At 68.7% G+C, this 16,581-nt stretch carries 13 protein-coding genes; 9 read left to right on the top strand and 4 right to left on the bottom strand.

The features are described from left to right. The first annotated feature begins 94 nt into the window (after window positions 1-94). Entirely contained in the window at window positions 95-2,890 is a 2,796-nt protein-coding gene (secA, locus tag NTM_RS27860; RefSeq protein ID WP_104863158.1) for a preprotein translocase subunit SecA, read from the top strand. A 1-nt stretch (window position 2,891) separates the two neighbouring features. Here the strand turns inward: secA and NTM_RS27855 are convergent, their stop codons facing one another. Next, window positions 2,892-3,419: an Rv3235 family protein gene (locus NTM_RS27855; protein WP_232079865.1), complete on the bottom strand. Its 528-nt coding sequence runs from the start codon at window positions 3,417-3,419 to the stop codon at window positions 2,892-2,894. A gap of 169 nt (window positions 3,420-3,588) precedes the next feature. Between NTM_RS27855 and NTM_RS27850 the strand changes: the two genes are divergently transcribed. From NTM_RS27850 to NTM_RS27825, 6 genes are all read left to right on the top strand, one after another. Next, window positions 3,589-4,998, top strand: a complete 1,410-nt coding sequence (locus NTM_RS27850) for a WS/DGAT/MGAT family O-acyltransferase (RefSeq protein ID WP_083143098.1) — start codon at window positions 3,589-3,591, stop codon at window positions 4,996-4,998. Between the two features lie 59 nt (window positions 4,999-5,057). Continuing rightward, window positions 5,058-6,830 (top strand): BCCT family transporter, encoded by a 1,773-nt coding sequence (locus NTM_RS27845; RefSeq protein ID WP_163769232.1) that lies wholly within the window; start codon window positions 5,058-5,060, stop codon window positions 6,828-6,830. Beyond that, window positions 6,823-7,656, top strand: a complete 834-nt coding sequence (gene ppk2, locus NTM_RS27840; protein WP_104863161.1) for a polyphosphate kinase 2 — start codon at window positions 6,823-6,825, stop codon at window positions 7,654-7,656. The genes NTM_RS27845 and ppk2 overlap by 8 nt, the downstream gene beginning before the upstream one ends. A gap of 35 nt (window positions 7,657-7,691) precedes the next feature. Continuing rightward, window positions 7,692-8,195 (top strand): DUF6912 family protein, encoded by a 504-nt coding sequence (locus NTM_RS27835; protein WP_435405114.1) that lies wholly within the window; start codon window positions 7,692-7,694, stop codon window positions 8,193-8,195. Window positions 8,196-8,293: 98 nt separating this feature from the next. Further along, on the top strand, window positions 8,294-9,445 hold the full coding sequence (locus NTM_RS27830) for a ferredoxin reductase (protein ID WP_163769231.1): 1,152 nt from the start codon (window positions 8,294-8,296) through the stop codon (window positions 9,443-9,445). A gap of 68 nt (window positions 9,446-9,513) precedes the next feature. Next, a complete protein-coding gene (locus NTM_RS27825; RefSeq protein ID WP_163769230.1) occupies window positions 9,514-10,770 on the top strand; it encodes a fatty acid desaturase family protein in 1,257 nt (418 codons plus the stop codon). A 187-nt stretch (window positions 10,771-10,957) separates the two neighbouring features. Here the strand turns inward: NTM_RS27825 and NTM_RS27820 are convergent, their stop codons facing one another. The 3 genes from NTM_RS27820 to aroA form a co-directional block, all read right to left on the bottom strand. After that, on the bottom strand, window positions 10,958-11,803 hold the full coding sequence (locus tag NTM_RS27820; RefSeq protein WP_104863164.1) for an aldo/keto reductase: 846 nt from the start codon (window positions 11,801-11,803) through the stop codon (window positions 10,958-10,960). A gap of 187 nt (window positions 11,804-11,990) precedes the next feature. Beyond that, window positions 11,991-12,974 (bottom strand): ribosome small subunit-dependent GTPase A, encoded by a 984-nt coding sequence (gene rsgA / locus NTM_RS27815; protein ID WP_163769229.1) that lies wholly within the window; start codon window positions 12,972-12,974, stop codon window positions 11,991-11,993. Beyond that, window positions 12,971-14,272, bottom strand: coding sequence for a 3-phosphoshikimate 1-carboxyvinyltransferase (gene aroA, locus NTM_RS27810; RefSeq protein WP_232079864.1), 1,302 nt, complete (start codon window positions 14,270-14,272; stop codon window positions 12,971-12,973). The genes rsgA and aroA overlap by 4 nt, the downstream gene beginning before the upstream one ends. A gap of 45 nt (window positions 14,273-14,317) precedes the next feature. Between aroA and NTM_RS27805 the strand changes: the two genes are divergently transcribed. Both NTM_RS27805 and NTM_RS27800 read left to right on the top strand, forming a co-directional pair. After that, entirely contained in the window at window positions 14,318-15,073 is a 756-nt protein-coding gene (locus NTM_RS27805) for an SOS response-associated peptidase (RefSeq protein WP_163769228.1), read from the top strand. 47 nt (window positions 15,074-15,120) lie between these two features. After that, window positions 15,121-16,578: a DUF7782 domain-containing protein gene (locus NTM_RS27800; RefSeq protein WP_163769660.1), complete on the top strand. Its 1,458-nt coding sequence runs from the start codon at window positions 15,121-15,123 to the stop codon at window positions 16,576-16,578. Window positions 16,579-16,581 lie beyond the last annotated feature (3 nt).

Here is a 16,581-nt window from a genome sequence, read left to right as displayed (position 1 = left end):
GCCTAACCAGGGAATTCGTTCCGTCGCCTACGATGGTCTCCGTCTGTCGCGATCCCGCATCCGACACGATCCGACGAGGAAAAAGGGTTACAGCGTGCTGTCGAAGTTGCTCCGTATCGGTGAAGGCCGCATGGTCAAGCGCCTCAAGGGGGTGGCTGACTATGTCAACACCCTGTCCGACGACATGGAGAAGCTCTCCGACGCCGAACTGCGGGCCAAGACCGACGAGTTCCGCCGCCGCCTCGAATCCGGCAAGGAAGACCTCGACGACCTGATGCCCGAGGCGTTCGCCGTGGCCCGCGAGGCGGCCTGGCGGGTGCTCGACCAGAAGCACTTCGACGTGCAGGTCATGGGCGGCGCGGCGCTGCACTTCGGCAACGTCGCGGAGATGAAGACCGGTGAGGGCAAGACCCTGACCTCGGTGCTGCCCGCCTACCTCAACGCGCTGGAGGGCAAGGGCGTCCACATCGTCACGGTCAACGAATACCTCGCCAAGCGCGACGCCGAGCAGATGGGCCGCGTGCACCGCTTCCTCGGCCTCGACGTCGACGTCATCCTCGGCACCCTGACGCCCGACCAGCGCCGCGCGGCCTACAACGCCGACATCACCTACGGCACCAACTGGGAGCTCGGCTTCGACTACCTGCGCGACAACATGGCGCTGCGCCTCGAGGACTGTGTGCAGCGCGGCCACAACTTCGCCATCGTCGACGAGGTCGACTCCATCCTGATCGACGAGGCCCGCACCCCGCTGATCATCTCCGGCCCCGCCGACGGCGGCTCGAACTGGTACACCGAGTTCGCCCGGCTGGCCCCGATGATGGAGAAGGACGTCCACTACGAGGTCGACATCAAGAAGCGCGTCGTCGGCATCAACGAGATCGGCGTCGAATTCGTCGAAGACCAGCTCGGCATCGAGAACCTGTACGAGGCCGCGAACTCGCCGCTGATCAGCTACCTGAACAACGCGATCAAGGCCAAGGAACTCTTCGAGCGCGACAAGCACTACATCGTCCGCAACGGCGAGGTTTACATCGTCGACGAGTTCACCGGCCGCATGCTGGTGGGCCGCCGCTACAACGAGGGTCTGCACCAGGCGATCGAGGCCAAGGAACACGTCGAGATCAAGGCCGAGAACCAGACCGTCGCCACGGTGACGCTGCAGAACTACTTCCGCATGTACAACAAGCTCGCGGGGATGACGGGTACCGCCGAGACCGAGGCCGCCGAGCTGCACGAGATCTACAAGCTCGGCGTGGTCCCGATCCCGACGAACCGGCCGATGATCCGCGTCGACCAGTCCGACCTGATCTACAAGACCGAAGAGGCCAAGTTCATCGCCGTCGTCGACGACGTCGCCGAGCGGTACGAGAAGGGCCAGCCGGTGCTGATCGGCACCACCAGCGTCGAGCGCTCCGAGTTCCTGTCCCGGCAGTTCGAGAAGCGGCGCATCCCGCACAACGTGCTCAACGCCAAGTACCACGAGCAGGAAGCCGGCATCATCGCCGAGGCCGGCCGGCTCGGCGCGATCACCGTGGCCACCAACATGGCCGGCCGCGGCACCGACATCGTGCTCGGCGGCAACGTCGACTACCTGCTCGACCGCAAACTGCGGCAGCGCGGCCTCGACCCGGTGGAGACGCCGGAGGAGTACGACCAGGCCTGGCACGAGGAGCTGCCGACCATCAAGGCGCAGGTCGCCGACGAGGCCAAGGACGTGCGCGCCGTCGGCGGCCTGTACGTGCTCGGCACCGAACGGCACGAGTCCCGCCGTATCGACAACCAGCTGCGCGGCCGCTCCGGCCGTCAGGGCGATCCGGGTGAGTCCCGCTTCTACCTGTCGCTGGCCGACGAGCTGATGCGCCGGTTCAACGGGGCAACCCTGGAGACGCTGCTGACGCGGCTCAACCTGCCCGACGACGTGCCGATCGAGGCCAAGATGGTGTCGCGGGCGATCAAGAGCGCCCAGACGCAGGTCGAGCAGCAGAACTTCGACATCCGCAAAGAAGTCCTCAAGTACGACGAGGTGATGAACCAGCAGCGCAAGGTCATCTACGCCGAGCGCCGCCGCATCCTCGAGGGCGAGAACCTGCGCGATCAGGCCGAGCAGATGCTCGTCGACGTGGTGACCGCCTACGTCGACGGCGCCACCGCCGAGGGCTACTCCGAGGACTGGGACCTGGAGAAGCTGTGGGAGGGCCTGCGCCAGCTCTATCCGGTCGGCATCGACCACAACGACCTGCTCGACTCCGACGCCGTCGGTGAGCCAGGCGAGCTGGACCGCAAGGAACTGCTCGACGCGCTGGTCGACGACGCCAAGCGGGCCTACTCCGAGCGGGAGCGTGAGATCGAGGAGATCGCCGGCGAGGGCGCGATGCGTCAGCTGGAGCGCAACGTGCTGCTCAACGTGCTCGACCGCAAGTGGCGTGAGCATCTCTACGAGATGGACTACCTGCGTGAGGGCATCGGGCTGCGCGGGCTGGCCCAGCAGCGCCCCGAGGTCGAGTACGCGCGCGAGGGCTACGACATGTTCATCGCGATGCTCGACGGCATGAAGGAGGAGTCCGTCGGGTTCCTGTTCAACGTGCAGGTCGAGCCGGTGCAAGCGCCGACGGTCGCCGCGCAGGCGGCCCCGACCGGCCTGGCCGAGTTCGCGGCCGCGGCCGCGCAACAGGGCTCTGTCGCCACCCAGGAGCGCCCCGCCCCGGCGGTGCGCGCCAAGGGCATCGACGACCAGCAGCGGCCGCTGACCTACTCGGGCCCGTCGGAGGACGGTTCGGTGGAGGTCAAGCGCTCCGGTAACGCCCCGTCGACCGGCGGGACGCGCAAGGAGCGCCGCGAAGCGGCCCGGCAGGCCCAGAAGGCCGGCAGGCACGCCAAGCGCGGCTGACTCAACCGATCTGCAACGCGACCAGCCGCCAGCTCTCGCGGTGACGTTCGATCCGCCCGGCGACGGCGTGGACGCGTCCGCCGCGGGCGAACGTCGCGAAGACCTCCGCGGCGTCGACCTCGGCGCCGCCGGTGTCGACGGGACGCACCCGGACCCGGCGCAGCGTCGCGCTCCCGGTGCGCGGCGCCGACGCGCAGGCGATGACGCAGTCGATCAGAAACGGTGTCATCAACGGACGCAGCTGCGCGATCGGGCGGCGCCGGTCGATCACCTCGATCACGCTGCGCAGCGCCGCCTCGGCGAACACCACGGCCGAGCGTGGCGGCGGCGCCTCCCGCACCCGCGGCGTTCTCCTCGGGCGCGGCGTGCGGCGGTGCAGCGCGATGGCCGACGGTGTCGGGCACGGGCTCACCGAGATCGGCTGGGGGACCGGTTCACAGTCGATGACCGGGGCGGTCACCCATCCCTGCGGGGACAGCGCTGGCGACGTTTCGGCGGGGCGGACCAGGGGGTGGGGTGATGAGGGCATGCGTGTTCTCCAGCGTTCGACGGGCCGCTGCTGGAGAGTCGCAGACCCCACCATGATCCCACGGTGTCAGGCACCCCTGACGCACCTGCTGGGCGGAAATACAGAATCTCCGGATAACGTGACAGCGTCTGACGTTTTCACCGACGGATCGAAGGAGGCGGCGCCGCGGATGGTGACCAGGTTGTCGGCGTCGGACGCCTCCTTCTACCGGTTGGAGAACTCGTCGACGCCCATGTACGTGGGCTCGCTGCAGATCCTGCGCAAGCCGCGCAACGGGCTGAGCTACGAAACCCTGCTGGCCACCGTCGAACAACGGTTGCCGCAGATCCCGCGCTACCGCCAGAAGGTGCGGGAGGTGTCGTTCGGCCTGGCCCGCCCGGTGTGGGTCGACGACCGTGACTTCGACATCACCTACCACGTCCGGCGCTCCGCGCTGCCGTCCCCGGGCAGCGACGCCCAACTGCACGACCTGGTCGCCCGGCTCGGCTCCCGCCCGCTGGACAAGTCCCGGCCGCTGTGGGAGATGTACCTCGTCGAGGGGCTGGCCAAGAACCGCGTCGCGATCTACACCAAATCGCATCAGGCCCTCGTCAACGGGATGACCGCGCTGGAGATCGGGCACGTGATCGCCGACCGCACCCAGAAGCCGCCCGAATTCGGGGAGGACATCTGGATCCCCGGTCGCGAACCCAGCGACCGTCAGCTGCTGATCGGAGCGATCGGGGAGTGGATCATGCGGCCCACCGCCCAGGCCGCCGCGGTGCGCACCGCCGTGGCCGACACGGTGTCGAGCACCACCCAGATCGCCGACCTCGGCCGCCGCGTCGCCGATCTGGCCCGCACCGTCGCCCGCGGTACCGCGCCGAGCAGCCCGCTGAACACCACGGTGTCGCGCAACCGCCGCTTCTCGGTGGCCTCGGGCAGCCTCGACGAGTTCCGCATCGTGCGCGCCCGCTACGACTGCGACGTCAACGACGTCGTGCTGGCCATGGTGGCCGGCGCGCTGCGCAACTGGTTGCTCTCGCGTGGCGAACCGGTGACCGCGACGACGACGGTGCGCGCGATGGCGCCGATGTCGGTGTACTCCGACGCCGAGATCGACTCGTCCAGCCCCGGCCAGGCCATCAGCGAGGTGACCCCGTTTCTGGTGGATCTTCCTGTCGGAGAAGCCAATCCGGTGGTCAGGCTCACCCAGATCTCGCACGCCACCGAATCGCACCCGACCGCGCCCAGCCTCGTCGACGCCCGCACCATCGTCACGCTGTCGGGGTTCGCGCCACCCACCCTGCACGCCATGGGGATCCGGGTGGCGACCAGTTTCTCGGCCCGGCAGTTCAACCTGCTGATCACCAATGTGCCCGGGGCGCAGAACCAGATGTACATCGCGGGCACCAAACTGCTGGAGACCTACGCGGTGCCGCCACTGCTGCACAACCAGACGCTGGCGATCGGCGTCACGTCCTACAACGGCATGTTGTACTTCGGAATCAATGCCGACCGGGACGCGATGAGCGACGTCGAAATGCTGCCCAGCCTGCTGCGGGAGGCCCTCGACGAGCTGGTCGAAGCCGCCCGGTGACCACGTTGTGGCGACTTTGAGAGTTGACGGGGGCACGCCACCAGGGTCGAATTGGTCGGATGGCTGGCATTTCTGAACACGAGGCTTCTGTCCCGCCGAACGAAACGGCCGTGCCGAACGGGTCCGCCGCCCCAGACGGGTCCGCCGACGAGCCCAAGCCCCATCCGGTACTCGACGTCCCCGTCGTGGAGGCCGAGATCACCAAGTCGCGAGGCGTCGACTGGGTGGTGTTCGGTGTCACCGCCGTCATCGCGGTCGCGTTCCTGGTGTGGGGCTTCGTCAGCACCGACACGCTGGCCAGCGCGTCGGGTGCCGCGCTGACCTGGGTGATGGACAACACCGGCTGGCTGTTCGTGCTCACCAGCACCGGGTTCGTCGTCTTCGTGCTCTACCTGGCCCTCGGCCGTTACGGCACCATCCCGCTCGGCCGCGACGACGAGCCGCCCGAGTTCAACGGGATCTCGTGGGTGGCGATGATGTTCAGTGCGGGTATGGGCATCGGCCTGATGTTCTTCGGTGTCGCCGAACCGTTGTCGCACTTCGTCACACCGCCGCCGGGCACCGGACCCGAAGGCAATCCCGAAGCGGTGCAGCACGCGATGGCGACCACGCTGTTCCACTGGAGCCTGCACCCGTGGGCCATCTACGCCGTCGTCGGCTTGGCGATCGCCTACGGCGTGTACCGGAAAGGCCGGCTGCAGCTGATCAGCTCGGCGTTCGAGCCGCTGATCGGCTCACGCGCGAACGGCGCCTGGGGCAAGGTCATCGACATGCTGGCGATCTTCGCCACGCTGTTCGGCTCGGCGGCCTCGCTGGGCTTGGGCGCGTTGCAGATTCGCAGCGGACTGCAGATCGTCGCCGGTATCGGTGAGACCGGCAACGCGATCCTGGTGGTGATCATCACCGTGCTCACCGTGTGCTTCGTAATGTCCGCGGTGTCCGGGGTGGCCCGCGGCATCCAGTGGCTGTCGAACATCAACATGGTGCTGGCGCTCGCGCTGGCCCTGTTCGTGTTCGTGGTCGGCCCAACGGTTTTCATCCTCAACCTGCTCCCGACCACGCTGGGCAGCTATTTCGCCGAGCTGAACATGATGTCGGCGCGCACCGGTGCCGAGGGCGCCGACGTCAACACATGGCTGCAGTCCTGGACGATCTTCTACTGGGCCTGGTGGGTGTCCTGGACACCGTTCGTCGGCATGTTCATCGCGCGGATCTCACGCGGCCGCACCATCCGTCAGTTCGTCGGCGGGGTGCTGGTGGTGCCGAGCCTGGTGTCGCTGGTCTGGTTCGCGGTGTTCGGCGGTTCGGCGATCAACGTGCAACAGAACGGCACCGACCTCGCCGGCGAGGGCGGGGTCGAGGCCCAGTTGTTCTCGCTGCTGGAGCAGTACCCGATCGCGACGATCGCGAGCGTGCTGGTGATGGTGCTGGTCGCGATCTTCTTCGTCTCCGGTGCCGACGCCGCGTCGGTGGTGATGGGCTCGCTGTCGGAGAAGGGCACCATCAAACCCAGTCGGAGCACGGTGGTGTTCTGGGGTGTGGCGACCGGAGCGGTCGCGGCGGTGATGTTGCTCGTCGGTGGTGAGGACGCGCTGACCGGCCTGCAGACCATCACGATCATCGCCGCGCTGCCGTTCGTCCTGGTTATGGTTGGCCTGGCGGTGTCCCTGGTCAGGGATCTGCGCCGGGATCCGCTGGTGGTGCGGCGCAAGTACGCCGCCGAGGCGATCAACAGCGCGGTGATCTCCGGTGTCACCCAGCACGGCGACGATTTCGTCATCTCGGTGGAGAAGGACCCGCGCAGTAACGACGGCGACCCCACCCGTGGCTGAGAAGAAGGCCGGCAAGAAGCCGAAACTGCCCAACGACGTCTACGAAGCCGAACTGTTCCGGCTCCAAACGGAATTGGTGAAGCTGCAGGAATGGGTCCGCGCCACCGGAACCCGCATCGTCGTGGTCTTCGAGGGCCGCGACGCTGCGGGCAAGGGCGGGGCGATCAAACGGATCACCGAGTACCTCAGCCCGCGGGTCGCGACGATCGCGGCGCTGCCCGCACCGTCGGATCGTGAACGGGGACAGTGGTATTTCCAGCGCTACATCGCCCACCTGCCGGCCAAGGGGGAGATCGTGCTGTTCGACCGGTCCTGGTACAACCGGGCCGGTGTGGAGAAGGTGATGGGGTTCTGCACCCCGGCCGAGCACGCGTTGTTCCTGCACCAGGCGCCGCTTTTCGAGCAGATGCTGATCGAGGACGGCATCCTGCTGCGCAAGTACTGGTTCTCGGTGTCCGAGGAAGAACAGTTGCGCCGGTTCAAGTCCCGGCGCGACGACCCCGTCCGGCGCTGGAAGCTCTCGCCGATGGACCTGGAATCGGTGTACCGCTGGGAGGACTACTCGCGCGCCAAGGACGAGATGATGCTGCACACCGACACCGCGCTGAGCCCGTGGTACGTCGTGGAGTCCGACAGCAAGAAGCACGCCCGCATCAACATGATCGCGCACCTGCTCTCGACCGTCGACTATCACGACGTCGGGCATCCCCCGGTGAAGCTGCCGAAGCGTCCGGTGCGCAGCGGCGGCTACCAGCGACCCCCGCGGGATCTGTCGACCTACGTCGACGACCACGTCGCGACGCTGCTCGGTGATGTCGACAGTTGACGGGCGGGTCCGCCCGTAGCGACTACCCTCCAACCGTGCGCGTCTATGCCCCCGCAACCCTGGCCATGCTGCAGCGTCTGGTCGCCGACGGATCGCTGCGCCCCGCCAACGGCACCGTGTTCGCGGTCACGCCGACGCTGCGCGAGGGCTACGCCGAAGGCGACGACGAGGAACTCGCCGAGGTCGCGCGGCGCGAAGCCGCGCTGGCGTCGCTGCGGCTGCTCGGCCACGAGGCCGACGGGGAACTGCCGCCGCGGCGGGTGGTGGTCGAAGCCGAGGTCGACGACGCGGCCACCACGCTGCGGCCCGACCTCGACGACGCCGTGGTGCGGGTCGCGGGGGACCTCACGCTCAGCACGGTGATCGCCGCGTACGTCGACAACCAGGCCGCCGAGTCGGCCGTCGAGGCCGCTGTCGACGCGATCGACGATGCCGACCTGGGGGATGAGGACGCCGAGCTGACCGTCGGGGACGCCCAGGACCACGAGCTCGCCTGGTACGCGCCGCAGGAGCTGCCGTTCCTGCTCGACCTGCTCTGAGGGCTGGATACGGTACCGTAAGTTACGGTACCGTAGGTTGGGTCCCGACCGGCTTCGGGTACTCGTCTAGAGCACGCGTAACTTCGGGCAGGAGCCCCATGGCCAAGAGCACAATCAAGAACACCGCCAAAGTCGCCGACACCGTTCGCCCCACCGTCGCCGGCGCCAAAGAGCGCCCCGTCTGGCACGCGCTGCGCACCATCGCCGGGCGCATCACCACCCCGCTGCTGCCCGACGACTACCTGCAGCTGGCCAATCCGCTGTGGTCGGCGCGCGAACTGCGCGGGCGCGTCGTCGAGGTGCGCCGCGAGACCGAGGATTCGGCCACGCTCGTCATCAAGCCCGGCTGGGGCTTCTCGTTCGACTACGAGGCGGGCCAGTACATCGGCATCGGCCTGCTGGTGGAGGGGCGTTGGCGCTGGCGGTCGTACTCGCTGACCAGCAGCCCGGTCTCCAGCAAGGGCTCTCGCACGATCACCATCACCGTCAAGGCGATGCCCGAGGGCTTCCTGTCGACGCACCTCGTCGGCGGGGTCGAGCCCGGCACCATCGTCAGGCTGGCCGCCCCGCAGGGCAACTTCGTCATGCCGAACCCGGTGCCGGAGTCGGTGCTGTTCCTGACCGCCGGATCGGGCGTCACCCCGGTGATGTCGATGCTGCGCACGATGGAACGGCGCGGCGCGATCGGCGCCCCCGGCCACGTCGTGCATCTGCATTCGGCGCCCACCGAGGCCGACGTGATGTTCGCCTCCGAGCTGGCCGCCCTCGGCGACCGGCATCCGGGCTACCGGCTGCAGCTGCGCGCCACCCGCACCGAGGGCCGGCTCGATCTGGACCGTCTCGACGAGGTGGTGCCCGACTGGCGTGAACGCCAGACCTGGGCCTGCGGTCCGGAGGCGATGCTGGAGTCGGCCGAACGGGTCTGGAAGGCCGCCGGTGTCGGTGAGCGTCTGCATCAGGAGCGGTTCGCGGTGTCGCGGGCCCCCGTGCACGGCCGCGGCGGCACCGTCACGTTCGCGCGCTCGGACAAGTCGGCGACCGTCGACGCGGCGACGTCGCTGATGGACGCCGGCGAGCAGGCCGGGGTGCAGATGCCGTTCGGATGCCGGATGGGCATCTGCCAGTCCTGTGTGGTCGGGCTGGTCGAGGGCCATGTTCGGGATCTGCGCACCGGCGCCGAACACGATCCGGGCAGCCGCGTGCAGACCTGCGTCTCCGCGGCATCGGGAGATTGTGTTCTCGACGTCTGAGGTTTACTGGGTAGTAACCTACGGATACGTAGGTTACGGTAGCGTAGGGATTTGAGAGGAGGCTGACTTTGGCGATTACCGACGTCCCCGAGTTCACACACTTGACCGAGGCCGACATCGAGAACCTCGGCCGGGAACTGGATGCGATCCGCCAGGACATCGAGGACTCCCGCGGTGCGCGCGATGCGCGCTACATCCGGCGCACCATCGCTTTGCAACGCGCTCTGGAGGTGGCCGGCCGGTTGATGCTGGCGGGCAGCTCGAAGCGCAAGTTCTGGTGGGCGGGCGCCTCCACGCTGGGCGTGGCCAAGATCATCGAGAACATGGAGATCGGCCACAACGTCATGCACGGTCAGTGGGATTGGATGAACGATCCCGAGATCCATTCCTCGTCGTGGGAATGGGACATGAGCGGCGCGTCCAAGCACTGGCGTTTCACGCACAACTTCATGCATCACAAGTACACGAACATCCTCGGCATGGACGACGACGTGGGCTACGGCGTCATCCGTGTGACGCGCGATCAGCGCTGGCGCCCGATGAACATGCTCAACCTGTTCTTCAACTCGCTGCTCTGCGTCGCGTTCGAGTGGGGTGTGGGCCTGCAACACCTGGAGCTCGGCAAGATCTTCAAGGGCCGCGACGATCGCAACGCGACGCTGGTCCGGATCCGCGAGTTCGGTGTCAAGGCCGGCCAGCAGGTGTTCAAGGACTACGTCGCGTTCCCTGCGATCACGTCCCTGTCGCCCGGTGCGACCTACAAGTCGACGATGACGGCCAACGCGGTCGCCAACGTGATCCGCAACGTCTGGTCCAACGCGGTGATCTTCTGCGGCCACTTCCCCGATGGCGCAGAGAAGTTCACCAAAACCGACATGGTCGGTGAGAGCCGTGGCCAGTGGTATCTGCGGCAGATGCTCGGCAGCGCAAACTTCGACAACGGTCCGGTGCTGCGGTTCATGAGTGGCAACCTGTGCTACCAGATCGAGCATCACCTGTTCCCGGATCTGCCCAGCAACCGCTATCACGAGATCTCGCTGCGGGTTCGCGAGATCTGCGACAAGTACGACCTGCCCTACACCACCGGAAACTTCCTGGTGCAGTACGGCAAGTCGTGGCGCACGATCGCGAAACTGTCGCTGCCGGACCGGTTCCTGAAGGACACCGCCGACGATGCGCCCGAGACGCGCAGCGAGCGGATGTTCGTCGAACTCGATCCGGCGGAGCGCACCGGCCTGCGGTCGGCGATCGCCGCCGCACGAGCTCGTCGCCGCGACAAGCGCGCGCAGAAGGCCGCCATCAAGCGGCAGGAACTCGCCGCTTAAGTGCTCTGAGGCTGCGTCGAGGGTCGGTTCCGCTTTCCGACCTTCGACGCAGCCTCACCTCTTTTCGGTGGTCGCCTTGCACCGCGAGCGCGCGTGTCTGCACACCGACACGCGCCGCGCGGTGGCATTCTCCGCGCGCTCACGGGCCGCGACGGCGCTTTACGGCGGCGCTTTAGGGCACGGCGCGTTACGGCACGTAGTCGAACGTGTCCGGGTTCGGTCCGATGCGGCCGGACTCGCCGTTGTCCAGCGCCGAGATCGCCTCGACGTCCTCGCCACCGAGTTCGAAGTCGAACAGCGCGAAGTTGTCCTTGATCCGTTGCAGCGTCACCGATTTCGGGAAGACGATGTCGCCGCGCTGGATGTGCCAACGCAGCACGACCTGCGCCGGGGTTTTGCCGGTGGCCTCCGCGATCCGGGTGATCACCGGGTCGTCGAGCACCTTGCCCTGCGCGATCGGTGACCAGGCCTCGGTTGCGATGCCGTGCTCTGTGCCGTAGGCGCGGACCTCGTTGTTGGCGAAGTACGGATGCACCTCGATCTGATTCACCGCGGGGACGGTGTCCGTCTCCTGCGCCAGCTTCTCCAAATGCGCGACCTGAAAGTTCGACACCCCGATGCTGCGGGCGCGGCCGTCTTTCTTGAACTCCTCCAACGTCTTCCACGTCGAGACGAAGTCACCGTCGTACAGGGTCGGCAGCGGCCAGTGGATCAGGAACAGGTCGACGTAGTCGAAGCCGAGCGCCGTGAGGGTCTGGTCGAAGGCGCGGCGTGCGTCGTCGGGCTTGTGGAACCCGTTGTTCAGCTTGCTGGTGACGAAGACGTCCTCGCGGGCGATGCCGGAGTTTCGGATGCCCTCACCGACACCCTTCTCGTTCTGATACATCTCGGCGGTGTCGATGTGGCGGTAACCGACCTCGAGGGCCTGCTGGACCGTCGCGGCGGTGTCCTCGGGCGGCACCTGGTACACGCCGAACCCCAGCTGCGGGATGCTCGCGCCGTCGTTCAACTCGATCGATGGAACGTTTGTCAACTTCTTCCTCCTTGTTCGCCCGGACAGCGTGCCCTGTCGGGCAGTGCTGCAAACCCCGCCGCGGACCATTGTTCCGCGCGTGGGTGCGGCGCGCTTTCGAGGGCGCTGAGAGTGCGCGTAATGCCATCGGGCGCGGCGTGTCGGCGTACAGACCCGCGCGCTCGCGGTGCCGAGCCGGGCGCGGACCTCAGGAGCCCTCGCGCAGCGCTGCGAGCAACCTGCGTGCGGCCTGGACGCGGCCTTCGGCCGCGCCGGTCAGCGCGTCCAGAGCGCACTCCGGGTCGGCCGGCGGGCCCATATGGCCGCAGCCGCGCGGGCAGTCGTCGATCGCGTCTGCGAGGTCGGAGAACGCCATCACCACGTCGTCGGGTTCGATGTGGGCCAGCCCGAACGACCGGATCCCCGGGGTGTCGATCACCCAGCCGCCGAACTGCAACGGCAACGCCACCGACTGGGTGGACGTGTGGCGGCCCCTGCCGATATCGGTCACCGCGCCGGTGGCCCGATCCGCCTGCGGCACAAGGCGGTTCACCAGGGTCGACTTGCCCACCCCGGAATGTCCGAGCAGCGCGGTGACCTTGCCTGCCAGCAGCGCGCCGACGTTCTCCAGCGGGTCGTCGCGGCCGGCCGTGGTGATCGTCAGGTCCAGATCGCGGAACTGCTCGGCGAACGGTTCGGCGGGCGCCAGATCGGTCTTGGTCAGGCACAGGATCGGGGTCAGCCCGCCGGCGTACGCCGCGATCAGCGCGCGCTCCACCAGCCCGGTGCGCGGGGGAGGGTCGGCCAGCGCCACCACGATCAACAACTGGTCGGCGTTGGCGACGACGACGCGTTCGGTCGGATCGGTGTCATCGGCGGTGCGGCGCAACACCGTTCGGCGTTCGCCGCGGCGCACGATACGGGCCAGCGTGTCGGTGCGGCCGGACAGGTCGCCGACGACGTCCACCTCGTCGCCGACCACGATCGGGGTGCGGCCCAGCTCCCGCGCCCGCATCGCCGTCACCCGCCGCTGCGGGTCACCGCCGAGCACACAACCCCACCGTCCGCGGTCGACCGTCACCACCATCGCGTGCTCGGCGTCGGCGTGCTCGGGACGGGTCTTGGTGCGCGGCCGCGAACCGCGTCCGGGACGTACCCGGACGTCGGATTCGTCGTACTCGCGTCGGCTCAAGCGTTGACCTGGTCGGTCTGGCCGCCGAGCATGTCCGCCCACATCTTCGGGAAGTCGGGCAGTGTCTTGCCGGTGGTGCCGATGTCCTCGACCTCGATGCCGGGCACCCGCAGCCCGACGATCGCGCCGGCGGTGGCCATCCGGTGGTCGGCGTAGGACCTCCATGTCCCGCCGTGCATCTGCCGGGCCGTGATGACCAGGCCGTCCTCGGTTTCCTCGCACTGCCCGCCGACGCCGTTGAGCTCGGCGCTGAGCGCGGCCAGCCGGTCGGTCTCGTGCCCGCGCAGATGCGCGATCCCGCGCAGCCGCGACACCGACCCCGGTGCCGCGAGTGCGGCCATCGCCGCGACCGACGGTGCCAGCTCCCCGACGTCGCGCAGGTCGACGTCGATGCCGCCGTACGTCGTCGCGCCCTTCACCTCGAGGAACGAATTGCCCTGGTGCACTTCGCATTCCAGGCTGGACAGGATCGACAGGATGGTCTCGGCGGGCTGGATGCTGACCGTCGGCCAGCCGGTGATGCGCACCGCGCCACCGCTGACCACGGCGGCGGCCAGGAACGGCACGGAGTTCGACAGGTCGGGTTCGATGGTCCAGTGCCGCGCCCCGACGGTCCCGGGCGCCACCTGCCAGCGGGCGGGAGTGCGGTCGTCGACGTCGACGCCGGCCTCGCGCAGCATCGTCACCGTCATCGCGATGTGCGGCGCCGACGGCACGGACTCGCCGGTGTGCACGATCGTCAACCCGTCGGTGAACCCGGCGCCGGACAGCAGCAGACCGGAGACGAACTGCGACGATCCCGACGCGTCGATCTCGACGGTCCCGCCGCGCACCGACCCGCGGCCCCGCACGACGAACGGGAGGCCGTCGCCGTCGATGTCCACGCCGAGCCCGCGCAGCGCGTCCAGCAGCGGGGCGATCGGGCGGGAGCGGGCCTGCTCGTCACCGTCGAAGGTGACCGCCTCGGCGCTCAGCGCGGCGACCGGCGGTACGAACCGCAGCACGGTACCGGCCAGGCCGCAGTCGATCGTGGTGTCGGGGCGGGGGGCGAGCGCGCCGCTGATGGTCAGTTCCGTGGCGTCGGTGTCGGACACCTCGACCGTGACGCCGAGCGCCTCCAGAGCGCCGATCATCAGGTCGGTGTCGCGGCTCCGCAGTGCCCCGCTGACTGTCGAAGGGCCGTCGGCGACGGCGAGCGCGGCCAGCACCAACGCGCGGTTGGTCTGCGACTTCGAGCCGGGCACGGTCACGGTCGCGTGGACGGGGGTGGACGTCGACGGGGCCGGCCAGTTGCTCACAGTTGTCCATTCTGGCCTGTCGGGACTTTCTGCCACCATGGGGTCATGTGCGGGCGATTCGCGGTGACCACTGATCCGGCACTGCTGGCGGAGAAGATCAAGGCAATCGACGAGGCGACCTCCGAGAAGGCCGGACCGTCGTCACCGAACTACAACGTGGCGCCGACGACCACGGTGGCCACCGTGGTGAAACGTCATACCGATCCCGACGACGAGTCGACCCGGCGGGTGCGGCTGATGCGCTGGGGCCTGGTGCCGCCGTGGGCGAAGTCCGGCGACGACGGCGGGCCCGACACCAAGAGCGGTCCGCTGCTGATCAACGCCCGAGCCGACAAGGTGACGTCGTCCCCGGCGTTCCGCAGCTCGGCGAAGGCGAAGCGGTGCCTGGTCCCGATGGACGGGTGGTACGAATGGCGCGGGGAGAAGGGGTCGAAAACCCCCTTCTACATGTACGCCGGCGATGGCGAGCCGCTGTTCATGGCGGGGTTGTGGACGACCTGGCGGCCCAAGGGCGCACCCAAGGACGCCAAACCTCTGCTGAGCTGCACCATCATCACCACCGACGCCGCCGCGCAGCTCGCCGACATCCATGACCGGATGCCGCTGACGATCAGCGCCGACGACTGGGACCGCTGGCTGGACCCCGACGCCCCGATCGACGAGGGGCTGCTGCGTGGCCACGGCGACCTGGACCGCATCGAGATCCGCGAGGTGTCCACGCTGGTCAACAACGTCCGCAACAACGGCCCCGAGCTGATCGAGCCGGCCGCCCCGCAGGCTGAGCAAGGCACCCTGCTTTGACCGACCCACTGCACTCCGGCGCCGTCGTCGACGCCGTGGCCACCGATATGCGCGCCGCCGACTACACCACCGACGGTGTCGCCGACCTGCTCGGAGCCGACGCCGGCGCCGCGTTCAGCCGCGGACAGTGGTGGTCGGCGCTGCGCGTCACCGAGCGCGCCGCCGCCGACCGGCAGCGGCTCGCGACGCTGGTGCGGCTGTTCCTGCTCGGCGTCGACGAACCCGCCGACCGCGTCGCACAGGCCCTGCCCACCGCCGGGATCGCCGCGCTGACCGACAACGGTGTGGTCGAGCCGACCGCCGGCGGTGCGCTGCGCGCCGCGCTCGATATCCGCCCGACCAGCGACGGCGCCCGCGACTTCCTCGTGGTCTCCGACCAGGACGCGGCGATGCGCACCGGGCCGCTGCGTCGCGACCATGTGCTCGGCATCGGCGGCGCGTCGGTGTCGCTGGCCCACGCCGTCGTCCGCAACCCGGTCGCGCGGGCGCTCGACCTCGGCACCGGATGCGGCATCCAGGCGCTGCACCTCGACGCCCACTGCGAGCAGATCGTCGCCACCGACACCAATCCGCGCGCCCTGGCACTGGCTGCCGCCACCGCGCGGCTCAACGGCATGTCGTGGGATCTGCGCTGCGGCAGCATGTTCGAACCCGTCGCCGGTGAACGCTTCGACCTGATCGTGTCCAACCCGCCGTTCGTGGTCGGCACCGGTGCGCTCGACTACATCTACCGGGACTCGGGGATGGCCGGAGATGCGCTGTGCCAGAATCTGATCGAACAGGCCGCCGACCATCTCGCGCCGGGCGGCACCGCCCAGATCATGGCGAACTGGATCGTGCGTGACCCCGAGAACTGGCAGCAGCGGGTGCATGGCTGGCTGGCCGATACCGGGCTGCACGCCTGGGTGGTGCAACGCGAGTTCGCCGATCCGGTCAGCTACGTGTCGCTGTGGACGACCGATGCCGGGGAGTCACCGGAGCAGGCGGCCCGCCGCGGCGGGCAGTGGCTCGACTGGTTCGACGCCGAAGCCATCGCCGGGATCGGCATGGGCATGATCACGCTGCGGGCGCCGCGCCCCGGCGAGCGCCGCGCACCGGATCAGGTCATCGAAGAGATCACCGGCGCCGACGAGGCGCTGACCGGGCCCGAGGTCGACGCGTTCTTCGCCCGCCGCGAGTACCTGCACGACATGACCGACGACGCGCTGCTGGGCACCAAGCTGTCCACCGCGCCGGTGTTCCTGGAGGAACAGTCCCTGCCGGGGCCGGACGGCTGGCAGGTCGTCGGCGCCGCGGTGCGCCGCCCTGGCGGGCCCGCCGCGGTCATCGGGGTCGACGAGGTGTCGCGGGCGTTGTTCGCGGGCTGTCGCGGCGAGGTGCCGCTGGGCACCCTGATCGACCTGCTGGCCGGCTACCACGGGGTGGACAGCGCGGCGCTGGCCGAGGCGGCGATGCCAGTGATCCGCGAGGCGATCAGCCGCGGCATCCTCTACCAGGCGCGGTGACCC

This window comes from Mycolicibacterium parafortuitum (assembly GCF_010725485.1).
In the GTDB taxonomy this organism is placed as follows: domain Bacteria; phylum Actinomycetota; class Actinomycetes; order Mycobacteriales; family Mycobacteriaceae; genus Mycobacterium.
The sequence above is the reverse complement of the archived record's forward strand: the minus strand, read 5'-3'. Positions and strand labels throughout refer to the sequence as shown.